This window comes from Amycolatopsis sp. AA4, assembly GCF_002796545.1.
In the GTDB taxonomy this organism is placed as follows: Bacteria; Actinomycetota; Actinomycetes; order Mycobacteriales; family Pseudonocardiaceae; genus Amycolatopsis.
The window spans coordinates 1,333,201-1,355,529 of sequence record NZ_CP024894.1 but is presented as its reverse complement, the minus strand read 5'-3'; the positions used below and the strand labels follow the sequence as shown (position 1 = coordinate 1,355,529).

The following is a 22,329-nucleotide window of genomic DNA, read 5'->3' as shown; positions in this document are numbered from 1 at the left end:
TGATTCGTCAACCCGCCGAACTTACGCCGCCTTCCCCGGCTTGAAAACCCTCCGTTGGGATGCGTTCGGCCCGGCACACGAACGCCACCGGCGACCGGCCGATCCGCGTCAGCACCACAGTGGACTCCTCGCTGCCGCGCGGTTTCAGCTTGCGCCGCAAGGCGTCCGGGTCCACGTCGAGGCCGCGAACGAGGATTTCCAGCCGTCCGACGTCGAGCTTCTTCAACGCCTGCCCGAGCGCCTTTTCGCGGTACGGCAGCTGTTCGAGCACCCGGAACGCTCGCACTCCAGGCGGCGGGGTGGCACCGGTGAGGTAGGCGATGCGCTCGTCCAGCTGCCATAAGCCATGCCGCGCCGCGTAATGGCGCACGAGCCCGGCTCGCACGACCGCTCCGTCTGGGTCGATCAGCCACTCCCCCGCGTCCTGCACAGGGATGTCGTCCGGCTCGGCGTCCGTGACAGTCCACTGTGTACCGTCCGAACGCAACACTGTCGCTCGACGTCCGGCACCGGACGAAAGCCCTCGCCACAGGCAGGCTTCGCGGACTTGGCCGTCGAGCGATACGAGTTCGACCTCGTCGGCCCAGGGCGCGATGGAGAAATCCATGCCGGGCGCGCATTTCACCGACAGGATCCGGCCGGGATAGGCGGCCACGAGTTCGTCGAGCGGCGGCAAGAAGTCGGCCGGACGCCACACCCGGCGGCCAGCGGAGTCGCGGCGGGCGGGGTCGACGACCACGGCGGTGTCGCGGGAAACCGGACGCAAGGCGTCGGCGCGCGCGACGAGCGGCGAAACTCCGGCGATCGAAGCGTTGTGCTGAGCCATTTCCAGTCGCACCGGGTCCACATCGGACCCGAGCGCCGTCGAGGCGACCCGAGACAGTTCAACCAGATCCGCGCCGACTGAGCAGGTGACGTCGTGCACGGCGAGACCGGCCAGCCGGGAAGCTCGATGCCGAGCCACTGGCGTCGCGCTCGCCTGCTGCAAGGCGTCGCCGGTGAACAGCCAATCCGCCGACGATGCCAGCTTCAGCACTGCTTTGCGCCGCAGCGCAACGGTTTCCAGTACCGGGGCAGCCCGCTCGCCGACCAGGCGACGAGCCGCGGTGACGTCCGCGATCCGCGAACCGTCCAAAGCGGAGCACTCGGCGAGCGCCGCCCGTCCCGCGCCGGAACGCAGGAAGGCGACGTCGTCGAGCGTGAAACTGTAGGGCAATTCAGGACGGCCGCTTGGTCCCGGTGATCATCACGTTGTAGAACAGCTCGCGCGGCAGCACCTTCGACAGCACCTTCTTGTCCAAAGCGGACAGTCGCAGCCACAGGTGGTAGGCGAACAGCCGCCAGCGCACGGTGAGCTTCTCCTGCGGCACCGCGGCCTCGAAGGTGCGGATCGGCCAGCCGGCCAGCGCCGCGGAGAACTCCTCGGTGACCGCGCGGACGTCCTGCGCACCGGCGCCGCGCGCCATCGCTTCCAGCTCCGACGGGTCGAAGGTGTGGATGTCGACCACGGCCTCCAGCGCCGCCGCGCGCGAGGATTCGTCCAATTCGGACTGCGGACGCCGCCAGCCGCTCAGCGCGGGCAGCTTGGTGAGGTTCGTGGTGAGGTACCAGGTGAGCTGGCCGAGCCGGCGCGCGTAGCGGTCGCCGATTTTCGTCGGCTCGCCGGCGAACACGAACCGCCCGCCCGGCTTGAGCACGCGCAGCACCTCGCCGAACGCCTGGCGCACGTCCGGGATGTGGTGCAGCACCGCGTGCCCGACCACGAGGTCGAACGTGTTGTCGTCGTACGGGATCCGCTCCGCGTCGGCGACCCGGCCGTCGACGTCGAGCCCGAGGCCCTCGGCGTTGCGCAGCGCGACCTGCACCATGCCCGGCGACAGGTCGGTGACCGAACCCTTCTTCGCGACGCCGCCCTGCATCAGGTTCAGCAGGAAGAACCCGGTGCCGCTGCCCAGTTCCATCGCGTGCTGATACGGCTGGCCGTCCTCGCCCGCCACCGCGTTGAACACGTCAGTGGCGTACGAGATGCAGCGCTCGTCGTAGGAAATGGACCACTTCTCGTCGTACGTCCCGGCTTCCCAGTCGTGGTAGAGGACGTTCGCGAGCTTCGGGTCGGCGTAGGCCGCCTTGACCTCGTCTTCGGTGGCGTGCGGGTTCGGAGCCGGGTCGGACACTCCTGAGTCGGACACGGAAGTCACTTCCCCTCGAAACTGGCTTTGCCGGGACCGTTGTCGATGAACGACTGCATGCCGTTCTTCTGGTCCTCGGTCGCCCACAGCGCGGTGAACAGCTGCGTCTCGATCTTCAGGCCGGTGGCCAGGTCGACGTCGAGGCCGGAGTCGATCGCGGTCTTGGCCGCGCGCAGCGCCACCGCCGGGCCGTTCGCGAACTGCGAGGCCCACTTGTGCGCCGCCGCGTACACGTCGTCCGGGGCCACGACCTCGTCGACGATGCCCAGCTTCAGCGCTTCCTCGGCCTTCACGAAGCGGCCGGTGAAGATCAGGTCCTTGGCCTTGCTCGGGCCGATCAGCCGGGTCAGCCGCTGCGTGCCGCCCGCGCCGGGGATGATGCCGAGCTGGATCTCCGGCTGGCCGACCTTGACGTTGTCGCCGGCGATCCGCCAGTCCGCGGTCAGCGCCAGTTCGAGGCCGCCGCCGAGGGCGTAGCCGGTGATCGCGCAGACGACCGGCTTCGGGATGTTCGCGACCCGGGCGAGCGACGCGGTCAGCTCGGCGCCGAACTTCGCGATCTCCGGGTACGTGCGGGAGGCCATCTCCTTGATGTCCGCGCCGCCGGCGAAGGTCTTCTCGCCGCCGTAGAGGATCACCGCGCGCACGTCGTCGCGGTCGGACGCCTCGCGCGCGGCCTCGGCGAGCTCGGCCTGCACCTGGTTGTTCAGCGCGTTGACCGGCGGCCGGTCCAGCCGGATCGTGCCGACCCCGCCCTCGACCTCCAGGGTTACGAACTCTCCCACGCGAACTCCTCCTCGTTAACGGCGTTGACGCAGTGCCAGCAGGCTACCGGCCGGTAGGACCGGCCAGGTCAACCTACCTGCGGCGGGCGAAGAACCGCTCGCCCGAACGCTCCAGCACCAGGTCCTGGTCGAAGGTCTTGGACAGGTTCTCGCTGGTGATGACGTCGTCCACCAGCCCGGACACGACCGCGCGGCCCTCGCGCAGCAGCAGCGCGTGCGTGAAGCCCGGCGGGATCTCCTCGACGTGGTGGGTGACCAGCACCATCGCCGGCGCGTCCGGATCCAGCGCGAGCGCCGACAGCCGGGCCACGAGGTCCTCGCGGCCGCCGAGGTCGAGGCCGGCGGCGGGCTCGTCGAGCAGCAGCAGCTCCGGGTCGGTCATCAGCGAGCGGGCGATCAGCACGCGTTTGCGCTCGCCCTCGCTCAGCGTGCCGAACGTGCGCTCGGCCAGGTGCGCGATGCCGAGCGTGCCGAGCAGTTCGGTCGCCCGGTCGAGGTCCATCCGGTCGTACTGCTCGCGCCAGCGGCCCATCACCGCGTACCCGGCGCTCACCACGACGTCGCCGACGCGCTCGTCGCCGGGCACGCGCTGGGCGATCGCGGCGGAGGTGAACCCGATGCGCGGGCGCAGGTCGAAGATGTTCACCTTGCCGATCCGGTCGCCGAGCAGGTCGACGGTGCCGGAGGTGGGGTGCAGTTCGGCGGCGGCCAGGCGCAGCAGGGTGGTCTTGCCGGCGCCGTTCGGCCCGAGCACCACCCATCGCTCGTCCAGCTCCACCGCCCAGTCGAGGGCCGCGAGGAGGTCGTTTCCGGTACGGCGGACGCCGACACCGGACATCCGCACGACGAGGTCGTCAGGATCGCTGGGCAGGATCGGCTCGCTCACGTGCCCCATTGTGGCGGTCCCCCGGGCGCGGGCGCGCACCCGCCCGGGGGTAACGGCGCGCGGGGTGTCCAGCGGATGGGACGAGCGGCCGGGCGCGCGGCGCTGTGGCAGCATCCTGGCCATGTCCAGGTCCGCGCGCCCCGTGTTCTGGCGCCGTCGCGCGATCGACCTGCTCCTGGTCGCTTCCAGCGGATGTAGCCGGGCGCGGCACGCACGCTGATCCTCGTCGGCGTGCCGCGCTGCCTCGCGCCCGGCATCTTTCCCGACTTGTTCCAGGAGCCTCCGTTGACCACGTCCATCGTCCGTCCGGAAGTCGAAATCCATCCCCGGCTGACCGATCCGCTGCTGCCCGAGCTGCTGCACCCGTCGCGGCTGCTGTGGACGCCGCGCGAACTGGCCGACCTGACCCGCACGGTCACCACCGAACTGACCACCAGCCTGCGCGAGGTCCTGCGCTTCGACGAGGACCAGCGCTGGTGGGCGCGCCTCGCGCTGACCGACGGCGTCGAACTGTGGCTGCTGTCGTGGCTGCCCGGCCAGCACACGAAGCCGCACGACCACGGCGGCGCGTCGGGTTCGTTCTCGGTGCTGCAGGGCGAACTCGGCGAGGAATACCGCTACCCCGGTGGCCCGGTGCGCCGCCGCACGCACACTGCCGGGCAGGGCATCGGCTTCGGCGCCGGGCGCGCGCACCAGGTGCTCGGCGTCGGCAGCGAACCGGCGGCCAGCGTGCACGCCTATTCGCCGCCGCTGGTGCCGACCCGCGAATACCCGAGCCTCGCCGACGTGCCGAACGAGATCCCGCCGCTTCCTGCCATTGTGCGGTCATGACCGCACTTGAGGGTTTCCTCGCCGCCGCCCGGTCTTCGCTGGACCGGGCGGACCCGGCGCGCGCCGCGGAACTGCAGGCAGACGGCGCGCTGATCGTCGACATCCGGCCGTACGCCAACCGGCTCGCCGAGGGCGAGATCCCCGGCTCGGTGGTGGTGGAGCGGATCCACCTGGAGTGGCGGCTGGCCCCGGAAAGCGAATGGCGGCTGCCCGGGGTTTCGGCGGAGACGGTCGCGGTGGTGGTGTGCAACGAGGGGTACGCGTCGAGCCTGGCGGCGGCGGATCTGCAGCGGCTGGGGCTGACCAAGGCGACGGATCTGGTGGGCGGGTTCCGGGCTTGGGCGGCGGCTGGGCTGCCGGTACAAAAAGGCGGATCCCCGGCGGTCGATTGAGCTGGGTCGCGAGCGCCCCAATGTGGCATTGGGTGCATGCGATGCAACGAACGCCACATTGGGTGCGTCAGATGCACCCAATGTGGCATTGGGGGCGCTCGCGGGCTCAGGCGAGCACGACGCGCGCCAGCTCTGCCGGGCTGGCCAGCAGCGGGTGTTTCGGCAGCACGCGCACCGTGTAGCCGACCGAGCCCGCTCGCGGCAGCCGCAGGGTCGCCGCGAACGCGCCGATTCCGTCCGGAGTCATCGGCACCTGCACCGAATCCGCGAGTTCGTCCCCGTCGCCGACCTGGCCGACCACCGCCTGGATGTCCACTTCGGACGGTTCGAGCCCGGCGAGGTCGATCCGCGCGCGGATGGTGACCTCGGCGCCCACCACGAGCCGTTCGGTGTGGTCGTACTGGAGTTCGGCGTCGAAGATCCGCACGCGCGGCCACGCGACTTCCAGTTTGGTCCGGTAGTCGGCCAGCGAAAGCGCGCCCTGGTGGCCGTTGCCGGTGGCGGCGGCGACCATCCGCGACGCGGGCAGGTAGCCGGAATCCACGTACTCGCGCACCATCCGCGACGCCTGCACGCGCGGGCCCAGCGTTTCGAGGGTGTGCCAGACCATCGCGAGCCAGCCGGTCGGCACGCCGTCCTCGCCGGTGTCGTAGTAGAGCGGCGCGATCTGCTGGCCGAGCAGGTCGTACAGCGCCGCGGCCTCGAGGTCGTCGCGGCGGAGCGGGTCGGTGACGCCGTCCGCGGTGGGGATGGCCCAGCCGTTGGAGCCGTCGTAGCACTCGTCCCACCAACCGTCCTTGATGGACAGGTTGAGGCCGCCGTTGAGCGCGCTCTTCATGCCCGACGTGCCGCACGCCTCCAGCGTCCGCACCGGGTTGTTCAGCCACACGTCGCAGCCGCGGTAGAGGTAGCGGGCCATCGACATGTCGTAGTCCGGCAGGAAGACGATGCGGTGGCGCACCGCGGGATCGTCGACGAAGCGCACGATCTGCTGGATCAGCTGCTTGCCGTTCTCGTCGGCGGGATGCGATTTGCCGCCGATCACGATCTGGATCGGCCGCTTCTCGTCCAGCAGCAGCGCGCGCAGCCGGTCCGGGTCGCGCAGCATCAGCGTGAGCCGCTTGTACGTCGGCACGCGGCGGGCGAAGCCGACGGTCAGCACGTCCGGGTCGAAAACGCGGTCGGTCCAGCCCAGTTCCAGCGCGGAGGCGCCGCGCTGCATCCACGCCGCGCGCACCCGCCGCCGGACCTCGCCGACGAGCTTCTCCCGCAGTTCGCGGCGCAGTTCCCACAACTGCTGGTCGCTGACGCCGTCGCGCAGCGAGCTGTCCGGCGTGCGGCCCTCGTGGCCGAACTCCTCGTGGTTGCCGCCGAGCAGCGCGCTCAGCTCGCGCGCCACCCAGGTCGGCCCGTGCACGCCGTTGGTGATGGACGCGATCGGCACCTCGGCGTCGTCGAAACCGGGCCACAGCCGGGAAAACATCCGGCGCGTGACGCGGCCGTGCAGCTTGGAGACGCCGTTCGCGCGCTGCGCGAGCCGCAGTCCCATGTGCGCCATGTTGAACAGGCCGGGGTTGTCCTCCGCGCCGAGCTGCAGCACGCGGCGGACGTCGACGTCCGGGACGAGCCTGCCGTCGGAGAAGTACCGCTGCACGAGGTCGACCGGGAAGCGGTCGATGCCCGCGCTGACCGGCGTGTGCGTGGTGAAGACCGTCCCGGCGCGGACCGCGGGCAGCGCCTCGTCGAAGGCGAGCCCGTCGGACTGGATGATCTCGCGGGCGCGCTCCAGGCCGAGGAATCCGGCGTGGCCCTCGTTGGTGTGGAACACCTTCGGCTGCGGATGCCCGGTCAGCTCGCAGAACTTCCGCACCGCGCGGAACCCGCCGATGCCGGCCAGGATCTCCTGCCGGATCCGGTGGTCGGCGTCGCCGCCGTACAGCCGGTCGGTGACCGAGCGGAGGTCCTCGTCGTTGGCCTCGATGTCGGTGTCGAGCAGCAGCAGCGGGATCCGGCCGACGCGCGCCCGCCACATCTGCGCGCGCAGGTCGCGTCCGCCCGGCATGGCGACCTCGACCAGCACCGGACGGCCGCCCTCGGCGACCAGCTCCAGCGGGAAGGCGTTCGGGTCGATCACCGGGTAGTGCTCGACCTGCCAGCCGTCGAGCGACAGCCCCTGGCGGAAGTAGCCGGACCGGTACAGCAGGCCGACGCCGACCATCGGGACGCCGAGGTCCGAGGCCGCCTTGAGGTGGTCGCCGGCGAGGACGCCGAGGCCGCCCGAGTAGTTCGGCAGCGCTTCGGTGACGCCGAACTCCATCGAGAAGTACGCGACCGCCTGCGGCAGGCCCTCGTCGGTGCGCCGCTGGTACCAGCGCGGTTCGGTGAGGTAGCGCTCCAGCCCGGCCGCGGCCTCGCGGGTGCGGCGCAGGAAGTCCTCGTCCTTCGCCAGCTCCTCGAGCCGCTCCGGCGGCAGCGCGGTGAGCATGCGCAGCGGGTCGCGGATCTTGTTGAACAGTTCGGCGTCCATCGAGGCGAACAGGTCGCGCGTCGGCGGATGCCAGGTCCAGCGGAGATTGGTCGCGAGCGCGCCGAGCCCGGCGAGCGGCTCGGGCAGGCTGGCGCGGACGGTGAACCGGCGGACTGCACGCATGGTCAGCGACGATATCCGGCCCGCTTCGCGCGCGCTCGCACCCCACTTCGGGGATTGCCGCCACATTCGGCCATCCGGGTCAGTAATGTCCCGGTTCGTTGTCGGACGCGGATGGGGAACGAGGGAACATGAGCCGAGGGGGACGCCGGTACGCGCTGGTCGCGCTGGTCGCGGCGACCGTGCTGGGGACAGCCGCGTGCGGGAACAAGGCTCCCGCGGCGACGCCGGGCGCCGGGAACGTCGCCGGGCTGCCGGTCACGCACTTCGAAAGCGGGCTGCGCGCCGACGCCCCGCGGCCGGATCTTCCCGTGAAGAACGCCGGCGGCGGCGAGGACGACCAGCTCGCCACCGCCGCGATCGCGGACGTGCAGGCGTACTGGGCCGAGGCGCTGCCCGCGGAGTTCGGCGGCAAGCAGTTCGAGCCGGTCAAATCGCTGCTGTCGTACGACTCGAAGCGCGACACCGAGGACACCGCGTGCGGCAGCGTCAAACAGCTGGTGAACGCGTTCTACTGCGCGGGCGACGATTCGGTGGCGTGGGACCGCGGCGTGCTGCTGCCGATGCTGCGCAAGCGGTTCGGGCCGATGTCGGTGGTGACCGTGCTGGCGCACGAGTTCGGCCACGCGATCCAGTACCGGCTCGGGGCCGCGGCGGGAATCTCGAAGTCGACACCGACCGTGGTGAAGGAGCAGCAGGCGGACTGCTTCGCCGGCGGGTACTTCCGGTGGGTCGCCGAGGACAAGAGCAAGTTCTACCGGGTGTCGACCGCGGAGGGGCTGGACCAGATCCTGGCGGCGATGTTCTTCATCCGCGACCAGGCCGGGACCAGCGCGACGGACCGGCAGGCGCACGGCACGGCGTTCGACCGGACGTACGCGTTCCAGGCCGGGTTCGAGAAGGGGCCGAAGGAATGCGCCGGGATGAACGCGCAGAACGTGCAGAAGCGGCTGACTGAGCGGCCGTTCGACCGCGACGACAGGGGCAAGGGCGACGCCCGGTTCGACGAGGAGCGCGTGGCGGACCTGAAAGCCAGCCTGGACAAGGCGTTCGAGGGCGCGGGTGTGCCGGGGCCGCAGTTCCGGGCCGGGCAGGGCAGCTGTCCCGGCGGGCCGAGCACGCCGCCCGCGTCTTACTGTCCCGACGACAACACGGTGAACTTCGATCAGCGGGCGCTGGAGAAGCTGGCCGAGCCGGTGGACCAGGAAGCCGAGATGGCCGGCCGGGCCGGCGGTGGGCTGGGCGACTTCGCCGCCTTCGCCGAACTGGCGTCGCGGTATGCGATCGGGGTGCAGAAGGGCGTGGGGGCGTCGATCGACACGCCGAACACCGGGTTGCGGACGGCTTGCCTGGTGGGCGCTTGGGCGGCGTTCTCGAACAAGCCGCCGAAGAAGCTGGAACTGAAGCTGCGGCTGTCGTCCGGGGACCTGGACGAGGCGATCGCGGATCTGCTCCGGCCGGACGGGCTGGTGTCGGCGAACGTGAACGGCGAGCGGCCGGACAGCGGGTTCGACCGGGTCGAGGCGCTGCGGCGGGGGTACCTCGAAGGGTCGTCTTCCTGCTCGAAGCAGTACCCCTGACCGCGAAAAGGGCCGCACCGTTTCCGGTGCGGCCCTTTTCCGTCAGCTCAGAACAGGGCGCTCGCCAGGTCGCGGCGGGCCTTCATGACGCGCTCGTCGGCCGGGTCGAAGAGTTCGAACAGGGCGACCAGGTGTTCCCGAACCCGGTTGCGGTCGTCGCCCGCGGTGCGGCGGACGACGTCGACCAGGCGGCGGAACGCGCCTTCCACGTCTTGTTCGGCGATGTCCAGGTCGGCGGCCGCGAGCTGGGCGTCGATGTCCTTCGGGTCGGCCTCGGCCTTCTCGCGGGCGCTCGGGTCGGCCGCTTCGGCGCGCGCGGTGAACTTGACCTGCGCCAGCGCGTTCTTCGCCAGCTCGTTGGCCGGTTCGGCGTCCAGGATGCGCTCGTACGCGGCCTGCGCGGCGGCGTAATCGCCCCGCTCGAAGGCTTCCTCGGCCTCGGTGAAGCGCGGGTCCTCCGGCTCCTCCACCGGGCCGCGGGCCTCCTCGGCGGCGCGGATGCCCGGGAGACGGTCGCGCAGGGCGTCGAGCAGCGAGCCCAGCCACTTGCGGATCTCCGGTTCCGGCAGCGCGCCGGAGAAGGCGTCCACGGGCTGGCCGCCGGCGATGGCGACGACGGTCGGGACCGATTGCGCGCCGAACGCCTGCGCGATGCGCGGGTTCGCCTCCACGTCGACCTTCGCCAGCACCCAGGCGCCGCCGCCCTCGCCCGCCAGCCGCTCCAGCACCGCGGTCAGCTGCTGGCACTGCTCGGAGAACCCGGCCCACAGGTCGACGACCACGAGCTGGTTGAGCGAGCGTTCGACGACGGACTGGAAGGTCGCCTCGGTGACGTCGAGCACCGTGTCCGACGGCGGGGCGGGGGTGCCTTCCGGCCGTCCCGCCGCCGAAGGAGGCTGGTTCCGGGACGCCTCCGCCCTGGCTTTGAGCGCGGACAGGTCGACCGCGCCGGACAACGCGGCGGACATCGCCGCTGAGTTCGCTGCAGATCCGCGTGGGTGTGTCACGCCCTCCATCCTGGCACGGCTCGCCGGGAGAGTTCAGCAGCAGCCCCGAGGTTCGCTTTTGGCATGCGGACGCCCCTGAGGCATGCTCTGCGCGAGGACAACGAGGAGGCCCGAAGATGCTCAGCCGGCGCAACGCCACGGTCGCCCTCGCTGTCGTGGTCGCGGCGGCGTGGATCGCCAGCATCACGGTCACCGTCGCGCACCAGGACCCGCCCGGCGCGGCGTCCCCGCCCGAGTTGCGCGCGGAACTCGCCGCCGCGCTGAGCGGACGGGACGCGGACGCGCTCGCCGGGCTCTTCGACGTCCCTGGTTCGGGCAGCGACGATCTCGCGAAGGATTACGTCAACGTCCTCAAGGACGGCAACGCGCGCGACATCTCGGTACAGCTCGCGCCGGACGAGCGCTCCCCTACTGCGGCCATCGTGCGCGGGAAGGCTGGGGCGGGCGAACCGTTCAGCTACCGGCTGGCGGTGACCACTGCCAAGGGGCGCTGGACTGTCGCGTTCACGCCGCCGATCCCCTGACTCAGTCCTCGCGCAGGTGGGCTTCCACTCGCTCGACCTTCGCGGCGAGCTGCCCGGAGTAGCCCGGGCGGATGTCGGCCTTCAGCACCAGTCCGACGCGCGACGAGCCTTCGCCCGCGGCTTCCACGGCCTTCTTCACCACCGCCATCACCTCGTCCCACTCCCCCTCCACCTCGGTGAACATCGAGCTGGTCGAGTTCGGCAGCCCGGATTCGCGGACCACCTTCACCGCGCGCGAGACGGCCTCGCTGACTCCTCCGTCCGGCTCCGCGGCCGAGGGGCTCACGCTGAACGCGACGATCATGCGGCTTCCTTTCCCTGTTCTCGCAGGCCGACCCCCACGACCGGGGTACCCGCTGGTAGCTTCGGTTGCCATGAACCGTCCGCTGCCGTTCGATCCGATCGCCCGTGCCGCGCAGCTGTGGGAAGACCGGATCGGCCCGGCCGGAACCATGGCCGCGGTCACCGGTGTGATGCGGGTGCAGCAGATCATCCAGTCGGCGGTCGACGGCGCGCTCAAGCCGCACGGCCTCACCTTCGCCCGCTACGAGGCGCTAGTGCTGCTCACCTTCTCCCGCAACGCGCGGCTGCCGATGCGGGTGATGGGCGAACGGCTGCAACTGCATCCCACCAGCGTCACCAACATAGTGGACCGGCTCGAGCGCGACGGGCTCGTGAAGCGCGTGCCGCATCCGACCGACCGGCGCACGACGCTCGTCGAGATCACCGACGAGGGGCGGGCGCTGCGGGAAGCCGCCACCGCCGCGGTCACCGACATCGACTTCGGGCTCACCGGGCTCACCGAGCGGCAGGTCGAGCAGCTGACCGAGCTGCTCACCAAGGTCCGCAAGTCCGCGGGCGACTTCACCTCGTAAACGCACGAAGGGCCCGCGCGGTCGTCGCGCGGGCCCTTCGGAAAAGCGAAGATCAGGCGTTCACGGTCTCGCGCGTGCGCACGAAGAGGCCGACGCCGCCCTGGGTCAGCCGCTGCGGGCCGTCGAGCTTGCCGTTGCGCAGCGCCCACTTCTCGAAGAGCCAGGTGAACAGCGGCGGGATGCTCGCGAGCAGCGCCAGCACCAGGGTCTTGCCGCGCCAGCCCAGCGGCTTCGCGACGGACAGGGAGGTGATCACGTACAGGACGAAGACGACGCCGTGCACCATGCCGAGGACGGGCACGCCGCCCTGGTTAGACGCGTCGACGACGTACTTGAGAAACATCCCGATCAGCAAGCCGAGCCAGGACAGAGCCTCGGCGACTGCGGCCACGCGGAACACGAGAGCGGCCTTGCTGGACACGACATCCTCCTGTGCGTCACCTGGTGCGTGCTGACTGCACACACAAAAAACACGTCCGACGGACTGTCCACGACGGACGGAACCGCCTGGCGTCAACAGCACTGTCGAACGGGTATGAGACCAGTGTGAGGCGTGATCGGCCTCACCGGAACACCGGGGCCCGTGACTCTGGTCACGAGCACCGAGCGCAAAGGTCTGCACCAATTCCGGACGGCAGGCGGAAACGGGCGGGAAATGCCCGGTTAACGGGAAAGACCGCCTCCCGATCCCAGGATCCGGGAGGCGGCCTTCACCGACTGTCCGCGACTGAACACTAACCGGCACAAGGAGAAGGCGGCGCGGAGGAAGGTGACGTTCCCCACGTGGCCTTCGGCGCGTCGCCGGTCAGCGAGAAGTCCAGAGTGGACCCGCGGCGCAGTTGTTCGAGGCTGACGAACGTTTTGCCCGACGCCGTGCCGTTGACGCGCAGCCCGGAGACGTACTGCAGTTGCGCCCCGGTCGCGCCGCGCGCGTTGATGGTGAGGTCGCGGCCGTTCGGCAGGTGCAGCACGGACTTGGCGAACCGCGGCGCGTTGAGCACGAAGTTGCCGGTGCCCGGGACGGCCGGGTAGAGGCCGAGCGCGCTGAAGACGTACCAGGCGGACATGGTGCCGAGGTCGTCGTTGCCGGTGACGCCGTTGGGGGCGTTCGTGAACAGCGTGTGCGCCGCCCGCACGACCGCGGAGGTCTTCCACGGCTGCCCGGTGAGCGTGTACATCCACGGCGAGTGCAGATCGGGCTCGTTGTTGGGGTTGTAGCGGAACTGTTTGTAGTAGTCGTACGGGCCGACGACCCACTTCTCGTGCGCGGTCTTCGCCGGGTCCTGCACCAGATCGTCGTAGGCGAAGAAGTCGTCGAGCCGCTTGCCCGCGTTGGCGGCGCCGCCCATCTTCGCGACCAGGCCGGGCACGTCCTGCTGCACCAGCCACTGGTACTGCCACGCGGTGCCCTCGTGGAACCCGTCCTGGCCCTGCGGGCTGTACGGGCCGTCGGACGGGGTGTACCAGCTGCCGCCGGTCACCTTCGGGCGGAAGTAGCCGGTGAAGCCGCGATCGGTCACCGACGGGTCCCACAGCGTCGCGTACGTCCGGCCCTTGGCGGCCAGCTGCTGCGCGTCCTGCTTGCGGCCGAGCGCGGAGGCCATCACCGAGAGGGAACAGTCGGCGAGCGCGTACTCCAGGGTCGCGGACGCGCCGTGGGCCGGGTCGGTGTCCTGGCCCTTCTTCGGGAAGTTCGGGTCGTACTGGACGAATCCGTCGGCCTGGTAGCTCGCGTTGCCGGAGCGGCCTTGGAACGGCGACGACGCGGGCGGGATTTCGCGGGAGTTCTGCAGCAGCGCTTGGTAGGCGTGCATTTCGTCGCCGCTCAGCGCGCCGAATCGCCATAGGTCGACCAGGAACGGCGTCACGGGGTCGCCGGTCATGGTGTTCGTTTCCTGGCTCGCGTACGCCCAGCGCGGGAGCCAGCCGCCCTGGTCGTGGATCGCGAGGATGCTCTTCGCGATGTCTCGGGCCCGGTCCGGTTTCAGCAGGGCGAGCAGCTGGTTTTGCGAGCGGTAGGTGTCCCAGAGGGAGAAGAAGTCGTAGTACGTCCAGCCGATCGCGCGGTGGATCTTCTTGTCGAAGCCGTAGTACCGGCCGTCGGCGTCGTTCGCGGTCAACGGCTGCAGGAAGGAGTGGTACAGCGAGGTGTAGAAGACCGTGCGGTCGTCCGGAGCGCCGCCGGTGATGTCCACACTGGACAGTTCGCGTCGCCAGTCGCGCTGGACGTCGTTCTTCACCGCGTCGAACGGACGGACGCGCGAGGCGGCGAGGTTGGTGTCGGCACCGCGAGCGTCCACTTGGGACAGCGACGTGGTGGCTGTGACCTGGCCGCCTTTCGGGAAGGTCAGCCACGCGCCGCGCAGACCCGCTCCTCCTTGTGCCGAGCGGCTGCCGGGCGTGCCGCCGTCCGGCGACCAGGTGCCGTAGGAAGTGAACGGTTGGTCGAATTTCGTGGTGAAGTAGGTGGTGTAAGGCTTGCCACCGCAGAAGGCTTGTGATTCGACGGTGCCCGCGATGGTGTGGTCGTCGACGATCCGGACGCTGCTGCCGGTGACCGGTTCCTTCGCGTTGGCTTGCCCGACGTTCACGAAAACGTTAGCTGGTCCCGATTTGTCGAAGGAGTATCGCTCGACGCCGCTGCGAGTGCTGGCCGTGGTTTCGACGTCGATACCGCCATAGCCAGTGAGATGCACCTTGTAGTAGCCGGGCTTGCCGACTTCGCCTTCGTGCGTGTACGGCGCGGCGTACTTGGTTTGGTCGAAGGTCGCGGGCTTGCTGGTGTCGAACGCCGCGCCCGGGCCGATGTCACCGGTGGTGGGCAGCATCGATACCAGGCCGCCCTGTTCCCAGCAGCCCGCGCCGGACAGGAAGAAATGGCCGAATCCGCGGATCGCGGTGTCGGTGTAGAGGTATCCCGCGTAATGCGTGGTGATCGGGCTGGACTGCACCATGCCGAATGGCGCGGAAGCGCCCGGGAAGGTGTTGCCTTCGTCCTGCGTGCCGATGAACGTGTTGACCGCGTCCAGCGGATCTGCCGGACGTGCCTCCGCCGCGACCGGTGTCAGCCCGGCCGCGGTGACAGCGAGCGCGATCGCACTCGCCAGAACCCTGCTCCTCATGAGACTCCTCTGGGAAATGTCCGTGAGGGGAACCCTGAGGGACTCTGAGTCCCTCAGGGTTCCCCTCACGGAAGGTCAGCCCGCGGCGATGGCGAACACGTGCAGGTCGCCGCCGCTGACGCCGCTCGGCAGCGTCACGCTCGCGACGGTCTTGCCCGCGTCCAGCGTGATCGGCGCGGTGGCGAACACCATCGTGCGGATCTGCTGCGGGTCGCCGCCCGCGGAGTTGCGGTACGGCGTGGACAGGACGATCCGGTTGCCGAACGCCGGCTGCGCTCCGCCGCCGCCGAGGGTCCAGTCGGAGAATCCGATGGCAGCGGTGGACTTGCTGCCGTCGGTGTAGGTGACGGTGAGCGTGCCCTGCGCGTTGCCGTTGCTGGCGGCGCCGAGCAGCGCGAGCCGTCCCGAGCCGGACACGTTAATCGTCTGGCCTGCCGCGACCACGTTGTCCGGGTCGCCGACCGGGTACGACGGCCAGGTGAAGTTCAGCCCGTCGCTCGACACCGTGCCGCCCGGCTTCGCCCCGGCCTTGGCCAGCGCGTCTGCGGAGTAGCTCCAACCGCCGCCGTCGAAGTTGCCCGCCGCCGAGTTCGCGTCCGGCGACAGACCGGTGTTGTTCACGGTGGCCAGCCAGCTGTTCGGCTTCGCCACCAGGACGGTCAGCACCGCTTGGACGTCAGCGAGGCCCGGCGAGGAGAAGGTGACCGGGATCCGGCGCGGACCGTCGGAGGTGCCCGCCGGAACGCTCACCGTCACGTCCGCGCGGCCCTTGCCCGCCGCTGGGACCTGGACGGAACCGGTCGCGGGCGTCAGCGTGATGCCGTCCGCGCTGCCCGCCGAGTAGGTCCAGGTCCTCGCGGTGCCGGAGAGATCCTGTACGCCCACCGAGGCGGTCGAGGTCGTGCCGGCGGGCACCACCGCGCGTGCCGGGTCCACAAAGGACAGGCTCGGCTTCTCCTGTTCGCGGAACGACGGCGGCGCGTCAGCCGGAGCGGAGCCCCACGCGGTCGCGGTCGTCGAGCGGGTGAAGTCCAGCTTGCCGCCTTGCGAGAGCAGCCCTTCCGACAGCCACGCCTTGCTGGCCGCGCTGCCGTTCACCTTCAGGCCGGCGGTGTACTCGCCGGTGCCGGGAGCGTTGACGGTGATCTTCTTGCCCGCCCCGGTCGTCACCTCGGCGTGCGCGAAGCGCGGCGTGGTGAGCACGGTTTCGGCGCGGCCCGGGATCTCCGGGTAGACGCCGAGCGCGGACCAGACGTACCAGGACGACATCTGCCCGAGGTCGTCGTTGCCGATCAGGCCTTCCGGACGTGGGTTGTACAGCTCGTCCATCGCCCGGCGCACGATGTTCTGCGTCTTCGCCGGGGCACCGGCGAACGAGTACACGTACGGCGCGTTCGAGTTCGGCTCGTTGCCCAGGAACGCGTACGGTTCATGGGTTCCGGCGTTCAGCTTCGTGAAGAAAGTGTCCAAACGCGACTGCGTGGCGGTGTTGCCGCCGAACGCGGTCACGAGACCGGCGAGGTCGTACGGGACCATCCAGTCGTACTGCGCGCCGTTGCCCTCGACCCAGCCCTGCGAGCTGGCCGGGTCGTAGTTCGCGGAGAACGAACCGTCCGAGTTGCGCGGCTGCAGGTGGCCGCTGCCCGGGTTGTAGAGGTTCTGCCAGTACTGCGCGCGCTTCATGAACGTCGTGTACGTGGCGCTGTCGCCGAGCCGCTTCGCGAACTGGGCGATGGCGAAGTCCGCGCTCGTGTACTCCAGGGTGTCGGCCGCCGCGCCGGGCACGTAGCCGAGCCGCTGGTAGTCCTGCAGGCCCGGACGCTCGACGTACCCTTGCGTCGGCTGCGTCGCGCCCTTGATCATGAGCAGCAACGCTTTCTGCGCGTCGAAGTCACGCGCGCCGAACGCGTAGGCGCTGGAAACGATGATGTGGTACGGATCCCCGTTCATCACGCCGGTGTAGTCGTTCGCCACCGTCCAGCGGTCCCACGAACCGCCTTGTTCGGCGAAGGCCATCATCGAGCGCACGAGGTCCGAGGTCTGCTTCGGCGCGATCGTGGCCAGCAGCGGGACCTCGGAACGGTAGATGTCCCAGCCGGAGATGTTCGTGTACATCGCGTGGCCGCGTTCGGCCTGGTGGATCCGGCCGTCGAAGCCCGGGTACCGGCCGTCCACATCGGAGAAGACGTTCGGCTGGATCAGCGAGTGGTACAGCGAGGTGTAGAACGTCGTGGTGTCGGCGTCGCTGCCGCCGCTGACCTGGATCTTGCCGAGCTGGTCGTTCCACGCCTGCCGCGCGGACGCGGCCACCGCGTCGAACGACTTCGTGCCGTTGTTCTCCGCTTTCAGGTTCGCCTTCGCCCCGTCGACGGACACAAAGGACAGTCCAACCTGGACGTTGACCTGCGCGCCGTTGAGGTTGGGGAACGTCACGTACCCGCCGCTGCCCGGTCCGCTGACCGTGGTGTCCTGCGGTTTCGCCGCGGCCGGACGCGCCAGCGACGCGCCGATCCCGTTGGGCTGCGCGACCTTCGCCTTCGCGCCGCCGGTCTCCGCGGTCTTGCCCGGCGTCACCGCGCCGTTCTTCCACGTCCCGACGGATTCGAACGGGGTGTCGAACTTCGCCGAGAAGTAGACCCGGTACGAATCCTTCGCGCCGCAGAACCGGCCGCTGGTCGCCCAGCCGCTGATGGTGTCCTTGCCGATGCTGATCGACGCGTCGTCCGTGCCGTTGACCGAGCCGGAAGTGTTGACCAGCAACGTCGACGCCGCGCCCGCCGGGTAGGTGAACCGGCCGGAACCGGTGCGCTGGGTCGCGCTCAGTTCGACTTTCGCGCCGTTGTCGAGGGCGACGTCGTACGCGCCCGCGGTCGCGTGCTCGTTCTGGTGCGAGAAGGTCGAGGTGTAGTGGCCCGGATCGGTCGCGGGCGACGTGCTGATCTCGCCGACGTACGGCATGAACGGCAGGTCCTGGTACGTGGTGCAGCCCGCGCCGGAAAGGTGCGTGAGACTGAACCCGGTGATCGTGTTGTCGTCGTAGAAATAGCCGCCCGGCTGGGATTTCTTCGTGTCCGGGCTCCACTGCACCATCCCGAACGGGACCACCGCGCCGGGGAAGGTGTTGCCCGCGCCGCCGCCGGTTCCGTGGTCCGCGCCGCCGGGGCGGGTGCCGACGAACGGGTTCACCCACTTCGCCAGGTCAGCGGCTTTCGCGGAATCCGCCTGTGCGGGATCGGCCAGTGCGGGGGCGGCGGGTGCTGCCGCCGCCACGACCGCGGAAGTCAGGAAGATCAGTCCGGCTCTCCAGCGCGCTCGCGCCATCGCCATCGCCTCTCCAGTTGTCCGGCGCGAACCCGCCGCCACCGACCTCGAGGCATCGATGACAACCTTGTCGCGCACCGTCGATGCGGGCTACCTTCGGCAATGGCTCACCGGATCGTCAAGACCATGGTGAGAGCCTGTCCGATTCGAGACAACGATGTCCACCATCCGCACCAGCGGATTCGGCGAAGCGGGCAGCGCGAAGCGGCAAGCATTGACAGCGAGCAGCCGCATGGTGTCCAATCCCCGGCATTATGACAACGTTGTCTCACTCGGGCCGGGACGCGGACGGGCTTCCCCGCCCCGCCAGCAGGCGGGCCACGATGAGCGATGTGGCCCGGCTGGCCGGCGTCAGCATCAAAACGGTGTCGCGGGTCGTCAACGACGAGCCCGCGGTGCATCCGGACACCGCCGAGCGCGTGGTGGCCGCGATCGAACAGCTGGGGTTCCGCCGGAACCTCGGCGCGCGCAACCTGCGCCGCGGCTCGACCACCGGCACCATCGGCCTGGTCGTCGAGGACGTCGGCAACCCCTTCTACTCCGAGCTGAACCGCGCGGTGGAACGGATCGCGACGTCGTTCGGCAGACACGTGCTGACCGGGTCGTCCGGCGAGAACTCCGACCGCGAACGCGAACTGTCGCTGGAATTCTGCGCCCGGCGCGTGGACGGGCTGCTGATCGTGCCCGCCGGGCTGCAGCACGGCTATCTCGTGCCGGAAATGCGCGCGGGCACGCCGGTGGTGTTCCTCGACCGGCCGGCCGGCGACATCGTGGCCGACACCGTGCTGGTCGACAACCTCGGCGGCACCATCGAGGCGGTTGGCCACCTCGTGCGGCACGGCCACCGCCGGATCGCGTTCCTCGGCGACAGCCCGGACATCTTCACCGCCGCCGAACGCCTCCGCGGGTTCCGGGAAGGCTGTGTGCGCAACGGGATCTCCTACGACGAGAGCCTCGTGGCGATGCAGACGCCGACGCCGGAAACCGTGGGACAGGCCGTGCGCAAGCTGATCGGCGGGCCGAACCCGGCCACCGCCGTGATCGCCGGCAACAACCGGGTCGCGGTGCACCTGCTGCGCGCGCTCGCGCACGCCGAACGCCGGCCCGCGCTGGTGAGCTTCGACGATTTCGAACTGGCGGATCTGCTCGACCCGCCGGTCACCGTGATCGCCCACGACGTCAGCGCCCTCGGGCACGCAGCGGCCGAGCTGCTGTTCGCCCGCATCCAGGGCGACCAGTCCGCCCCGAGAAAGGTAGTTCTGCCCGTGCACCTAGTCGCCCGCGGTTCCGGTGAGGCCGCCCTGTGACCCAGCATCTCGAGCCGGTCGCGCTCCCGGCCAACCAGCCGCCGCAGTTCTACCGGGGCGGCGACGCGATCGCCGCCCTGCGCGGGGCCAGCGGCACCGACTCGAAATTCGGGCCGGAGGACTGGGTCGGTTCCGTCACGACCATGTTCGGCCAGGAGACCCACGGTCTCACCAAGCTGCCCAGCGGGATCTGGCTGCGCGACGCGATCCGCGCGGACGCCGAGGCGTGGCTGGGCGCGGCGCACGTCGCCAAGCTCGGCGATTCGACCGGACTGCTGGTCAAGCTGCTCGACGCCGGACAGCGGCTTCCGGTGCACTTCCACCCGTCGGATTCCTTCGCCCGCAAGCACTTCGACTCGCATTTCGGCAAGACCGAGGCGTGGATCGTGGTCGGCACCTACGGTGACGATCCGCGCGTGTACCCGGGTTTCCGGGAGACGCTGAGCAAGGACACTGTCGCCGAATGGACGCGCGAACAGGACGCGCCGAGCATGCTGGGCGCGCTCAACAGCATCCCGGTGCAGGCGGGCGACACGGTCTACATCCCGGCCGGGCTGCCGCACGCGATCGGCGAGGGCGTGTTCGTGGTCGAACTGCAGCAGCCGACGGACTTCTCGCTGACCCTGGAATGGCGTGATTTCCTCGCCTCGCCGGAAAAGGGCCACCTCGGGATCGGTTTCGACACCGCGATCGAAACGCTCGACACCTCGGGCTGGGACGACGACCGGCTCAAGACGATCGTGAAGCACACCTCCGGCGACGAAGCGACCACAGTGGACTTGCTCGCGCCGGACTCGGCGGAGTTCTTCCGCGCCGACCGCGTTCAGTTGTCCGGCAACGCTTTCTCGCTCGATCCGTCGTTCAGCGTGCTCGTCGCGCTCGACGGAGAGGGCACCCTGCGCACTGAGAACGGCGGCGAGTTCCGAGTGGCCAAGGGCGACACCTACGCGGTGCCGTTCTCCGCGGGCCAGACCGAACTGTCCGGCTCGCTCACCGTCATCCGCTGCCGTCCGCCCGCCCCGGAAAGGAGTTAGCGCCGATGAGCGAGATCCTGCTCGACGCGGTGGACCTGACCAAGCACTACGGATCGGTGGAAGCCTTGCGCGGCGCGTCTTTCCAGGCGCGCGCGGGCGAGGTGACCGCACTGATCGGCGACAACGGCGCGGGCAAGTCCACGCTCGTGAAGTGCCTGTCCGGGGCCGAACAGCCGACGTCGGGCCGGATCTTGCTCGACGGGAAAGAGGTCCACCTCGACTCTCCGGTGGCCGCGCGCCGCGCCGGGATCGAGACCGTGTACCAGGATCTCGCCGTCGCACCGGACCTCGATCCGGCGGCGAACCTGTTCCTCGGCCGGGAAATCCCGCGCAAGGGCATCCTGGGCAAGCTCGGCATGCTGGACAAGGCGGAGATGCGCCGCCAGGCGGTGGTCGAGTTCGAAAAGCTCGGCGTCAAGCTGCAGAGCACCGAGGTGTCGATCGGCTCGTTGTCCGGCGGGCAGCGGCAAAGCGTCGCGGTGGCGCGATCGGTGGCGTGGGCGTCGAAGGTCGTGTTCATGGACGAGCCGACCGCGGCGCTGGGCGTGCGGCAGCGCGGACGCGTGCTGGACGTGATCAAGAAAGTCCGGGACAAGGGCATCGCGGTGGTGCTGATCAGCCACAACATGCCCGAGGTGCTTTCGGTTTCGGACCGGATCGAGGTGCTGCTGCAGGGCAGGCGCGTCGCCCGGTTCGCCGGGGCGGACACGAAACTCGAAGACTTGGTCGCGGCGATGACCGGGGCGCTGGTCCAGGAGGAGGCGGCATGAGCGCCCCGGCGAAGGACATCCAGACCACTGTGGACGGCGAGTTCGTCAAGCCGCCGCTGGGCAAACGGCTCGTCGGGGCGAACACGTTCTGGATCTCGCTGGTGCTGGTCGCGTTGATCGTGGTCTTCACCGTACTCGCCCCGGGCCAGTTCGCGACGGTGTTCACCTTCCAGATGCTCCTGAACGAAACGTCTGTGCTGCTGGTGCTTTCGGTCGGCATGACGTTCGTGATCATCACCTCCGGCATCGACCTGTCCGTCGGTTCGGTGCTGATCTTCGCGGGCATGGTCGCGGGCAAAACGATGGAAGCGCTCAGCGGCGGCAACGCCTCCCAGGCCGGATGGGGCGTGATCACGGCCGGGCTCGTCGCCGCGGTGCTCGCGGGCACGCTCTGGGGCTTGATCAACGGATTCCTCATCGCGGTGGCGGGCATCCCGCCGTTGATCGTCACGCTCGGCACGATGGGCGCGGCGCTCGGCGTGGCCTATCTGCTCAACAACGGGTCGGACGTGAACAGCATGCCCGCCGAACTGAACAGGGTGCTCGGATACGGCACGTCGTTCGGCGGGATCCCGAACCTCGTGCTGGTGGCCGTGGCGATCACGCTGATCGGCGCGTGGCTGCTGCACACCACGAGGTTCGGCCGCTACACGTTCGCCGTCGGCTCGAACGCGGAGGCGGCGCGGCGGTCGGGCATCGGCGTGACCGCGCACCTGCTCAAGGTGTACCTGCTCACCGGTTTCCTCGCGGGGCTCGCGGGGTTCCTGTCGCTGGCGTTCTACACGTCGACCACGATCTCGGCGCACGCCACCGACAACCTCAACTCCATCTCCGCGACGGTGATGGGCGGCACGAGCCTCTTCGGCGGCGTCGGTTCGATGCTCGGCACGGTGATCGGGGTGTTCATCCCCGCCGTGCTGAAGAAGGGCTTCAACATCACGCACGTGCAGGACTACTGGCAGCAGATCGCGGTCGGCGCGGTCCTCATCGCGGCGGTGTGGTTCGACCAGCGCCAGCGCCGCAAGCGCAACTCCCGCTGAATCGGTCCCCGAGTACAAA

General features: G+C 69.8%; 19 protein-coding genes. 9 read left to right on the top strand and 10 right to left on the bottom strand.

Annotation, left to right across the window (positions count from 1 at the left end; all coding sequences use genetic code 11):
• Positions 1-7: 7 nt before the first annotated feature.
• From CU254_RS06515 to CU254_RS06500, 4 genes are all read right to left on the bottom strand, one after another.
• Entirely contained in the window at positions 8-1,216 is a 1,209-nt protein-coding gene (locus tag CU254_RS06515) for a hypothetical protein (protein WP_009073919.1), read from the bottom strand.
• A gap of 1 nt (position 1,217) precedes the next feature.
• Positions 1,218-2,174, bottom strand: a complete 957-nt coding sequence (locus CU254_RS06510; RefSeq protein ID WP_037712770.1) for a class I SAM-dependent methyltransferase — start codon at positions 2,172-2,174, stop codon at positions 1,218-1,220.
• Between the two features lie 20 nt (positions 2,175-2,194).
• Positions 2,195-2,974 (bottom strand): enoyl-CoA hydratase/isomerase family protein, encoded by a 780-nt coding sequence (locus tag CU254_RS06505; protein ID WP_009073917.1) that lies wholly within the window; start codon positions 2,972-2,974, stop codon positions 2,195-2,197.
• A 73-nt stretch (positions 2,975-3,047) separates the two neighbouring features.
• The gene (locus tag CU254_RS06500) at positions 3,048-3,869 is read right to left on the bottom strand and encodes an ABC transporter ATP-binding protein (RefSeq protein WP_009073916.1); all 822 of its coding nucleotides are present in this window, start codon (positions 3,867-3,869) and stop codon (positions 3,048-3,050) included.
• Positions 3,870-4,145: 276 nt separating this feature from the next.
• Here CU254_RS06500 and CU254_RS06490 point away from each other — a divergent pair, with 276 nt between their 5' ends.
• Complete coding sequence (locus CU254_RS06490) at positions 4,146-4,691, top strand: cysteine dioxygenase family protein (protein WP_037712768.1); 546 nt, start codon at positions 4,146-4,148, stop codon at positions 4,689-4,691.
• Positions 4,688-5,083 (top strand): rhodanese-like domain-containing protein, encoded by a 396-nt coding sequence (locus CU254_RS06485; RefSeq protein ID WP_009073914.1) that lies wholly within the window; start codon positions 4,688-4,690, stop codon positions 5,081-5,083. The genes CU254_RS06490 and CU254_RS06485 overlap by 4 nt, the downstream gene beginning before the upstream one ends.
• Positions 5,084-5,189: 106 nt before the next feature.
• Here CU254_RS06485 and glgP read toward each other — a convergent pair whose 3' ends face one another.
• Positions 5,190-7,733 carry an alpha-glucan family phosphorylase gene (gene glgP / locus CU254_RS06480; RefSeq protein ID WP_037712765.1) on the bottom strand — a complete coding sequence of 848 codons (2,544 nt, stop codon included), beginning with the start codon at positions 7,731-7,733 and terminating at the stop codon, positions 5,190-5,192.
• Between the two features lie 128 nt (positions 7,734-7,861).
• Here glgP and CU254_RS06475 point away from each other — a divergent pair, with 128 nt between their 5' ends.
• Positions 7,862-9,310, top strand: coding sequence for a neutral zinc metallopeptidase (locus CU254_RS06475; RefSeq protein ID WP_037712763.1), 1,449 nt, complete (start codon positions 7,862-7,864; stop codon positions 9,308-9,310).
• 47 nt (positions 9,311-9,357) lie between these two features.
• Here the strand turns inward: CU254_RS06475 and CU254_RS06470 are convergent, their stop codons facing one another.
• Entirely contained in the window at positions 9,358-10,317 is a 960-nt protein-coding gene (locus CU254_RS06470; RefSeq protein WP_037712760.1) for a tetratricopeptide repeat protein, read from the bottom strand.
• 116 nt (positions 10,318-10,433) lie between these two features.
• Between CU254_RS06470 and CU254_RS06465 the strand changes: the two genes are divergently transcribed.
• On the top strand, positions 10,434-10,841 hold the full coding sequence (locus CU254_RS06465) for a hypothetical protein (RefSeq protein ID WP_037712758.1): 408 nt from the start codon (positions 10,434-10,436) through the stop codon (positions 10,839-10,841).
• A gap of 1 nt (position 10,842) precedes the next feature.
• Here CU254_RS06465 and CU254_RS06460 read toward each other — a convergent pair whose 3' ends face one another.
• Positions 10,843-11,145 (bottom strand): thiamine-binding protein, encoded by a 303-nt coding sequence (locus CU254_RS06460; RefSeq protein WP_009073909.1) that lies wholly within the window; start codon positions 11,143-11,145, stop codon positions 10,843-10,845.
• 70 nt (positions 11,146-11,215) lie between these two features.
• Between CU254_RS06460 and CU254_RS06455 the strand changes: the two genes are divergently transcribed.
• The gene (locus CU254_RS06455; protein WP_009073908.1) at positions 11,216-11,716 is read left to right on the top strand and encodes a MarR family winged helix-turn-helix transcriptional regulator; all 501 of its coding nucleotides are present in this window, start codon (positions 11,216-11,218) and stop codon (positions 11,714-11,716) included.
• Positions 11,717-11,768: 52 nt separating this feature from the next.
• Here the strand turns inward: CU254_RS06455 and CU254_RS06450 are convergent, their stop codons facing one another.
• From CU254_RS06450 to CU254_RS06440, 3 genes are all read right to left on the bottom strand, one after another.
• Entirely contained in the window at positions 11,769-12,137 is a 369-nt protein-coding gene (locus CU254_RS06450; RefSeq protein ID WP_009073907.1) for a DUF3817 domain-containing protein, read from the bottom strand.
• 313 nt (positions 12,138-12,450) lie between these two features.
• A complete protein-coding gene (locus CU254_RS06445; protein ID WP_037712755.1) occupies positions 12,451-14,838 on the bottom strand; it encodes a GH92 family glycosyl hydrolase in 2,388 nt (795 codons plus the stop codon).
• Positions 14,839-14,913: 75 nt separating this feature from the next.
• The gene (locus tag CU254_RS06440) at positions 14,914-18,165 is read right to left on the bottom strand and encodes a GH92 family glycosyl hydrolase (RefSeq protein ID WP_078560716.1); all 3,252 of its coding nucleotides are present in this window, start codon (positions 18,163-18,165) and stop codon (positions 14,914-14,916) included.
• A 317-nt stretch (positions 18,166-18,482) separates the two neighbouring features.
• On the opposite strand from CU254_RS06440, the gene CU254_RS06435 reads away from it, so the two are divergent.
• Genes CU254_RS06435 through CU254_RS06420 form a run of 4 tightly spaced genes read left to right on the top strand, consistent with a single transcriptional unit; the run spans position 18,483 to position 22,310 of the window.
• Entirely contained in the window at positions 18,483-19,466 is a 984-nt protein-coding gene (locus tag CU254_RS06435) for a LacI family DNA-binding transcriptional regulator (protein WP_037712752.1), read from the top strand.
• The gene (locus CU254_RS06430; protein ID WP_009073902.1) at positions 19,463-20,500 is read left to right on the top strand and encodes a class I mannose-6-phosphate isomerase; all 1,038 of its coding nucleotides are present in this window, start codon (positions 19,463-19,465) and stop codon (positions 20,498-20,500) included. The genes CU254_RS06435 and CU254_RS06430 overlap by 4 nt, the downstream gene beginning before the upstream one ends.
• 5 nt (positions 20,501-20,505) lie before the next feature.
• Positions 20,506-21,270 (top strand): ATP-binding cassette domain-containing protein, encoded by a 765-nt coding sequence (locus CU254_RS06425; protein ID WP_009073900.1) that lies wholly within the window; start codon positions 20,506-20,508, stop codon positions 21,268-21,270.
• The gene (locus tag CU254_RS06420; RefSeq protein WP_009073898.1) at positions 21,267-22,310 is read left to right on the top strand and encodes an ABC transporter permease; all 1,044 of its coding nucleotides are present in this window, start codon (positions 21,267-21,269) and stop codon (positions 22,308-22,310) included. Before CU254_RS06425 ends, CU254_RS06420 begins: the two co-directional genes overlap by 4 nt.
• Positions 22,311-22,329: the final 19 nt, after the last annotated feature.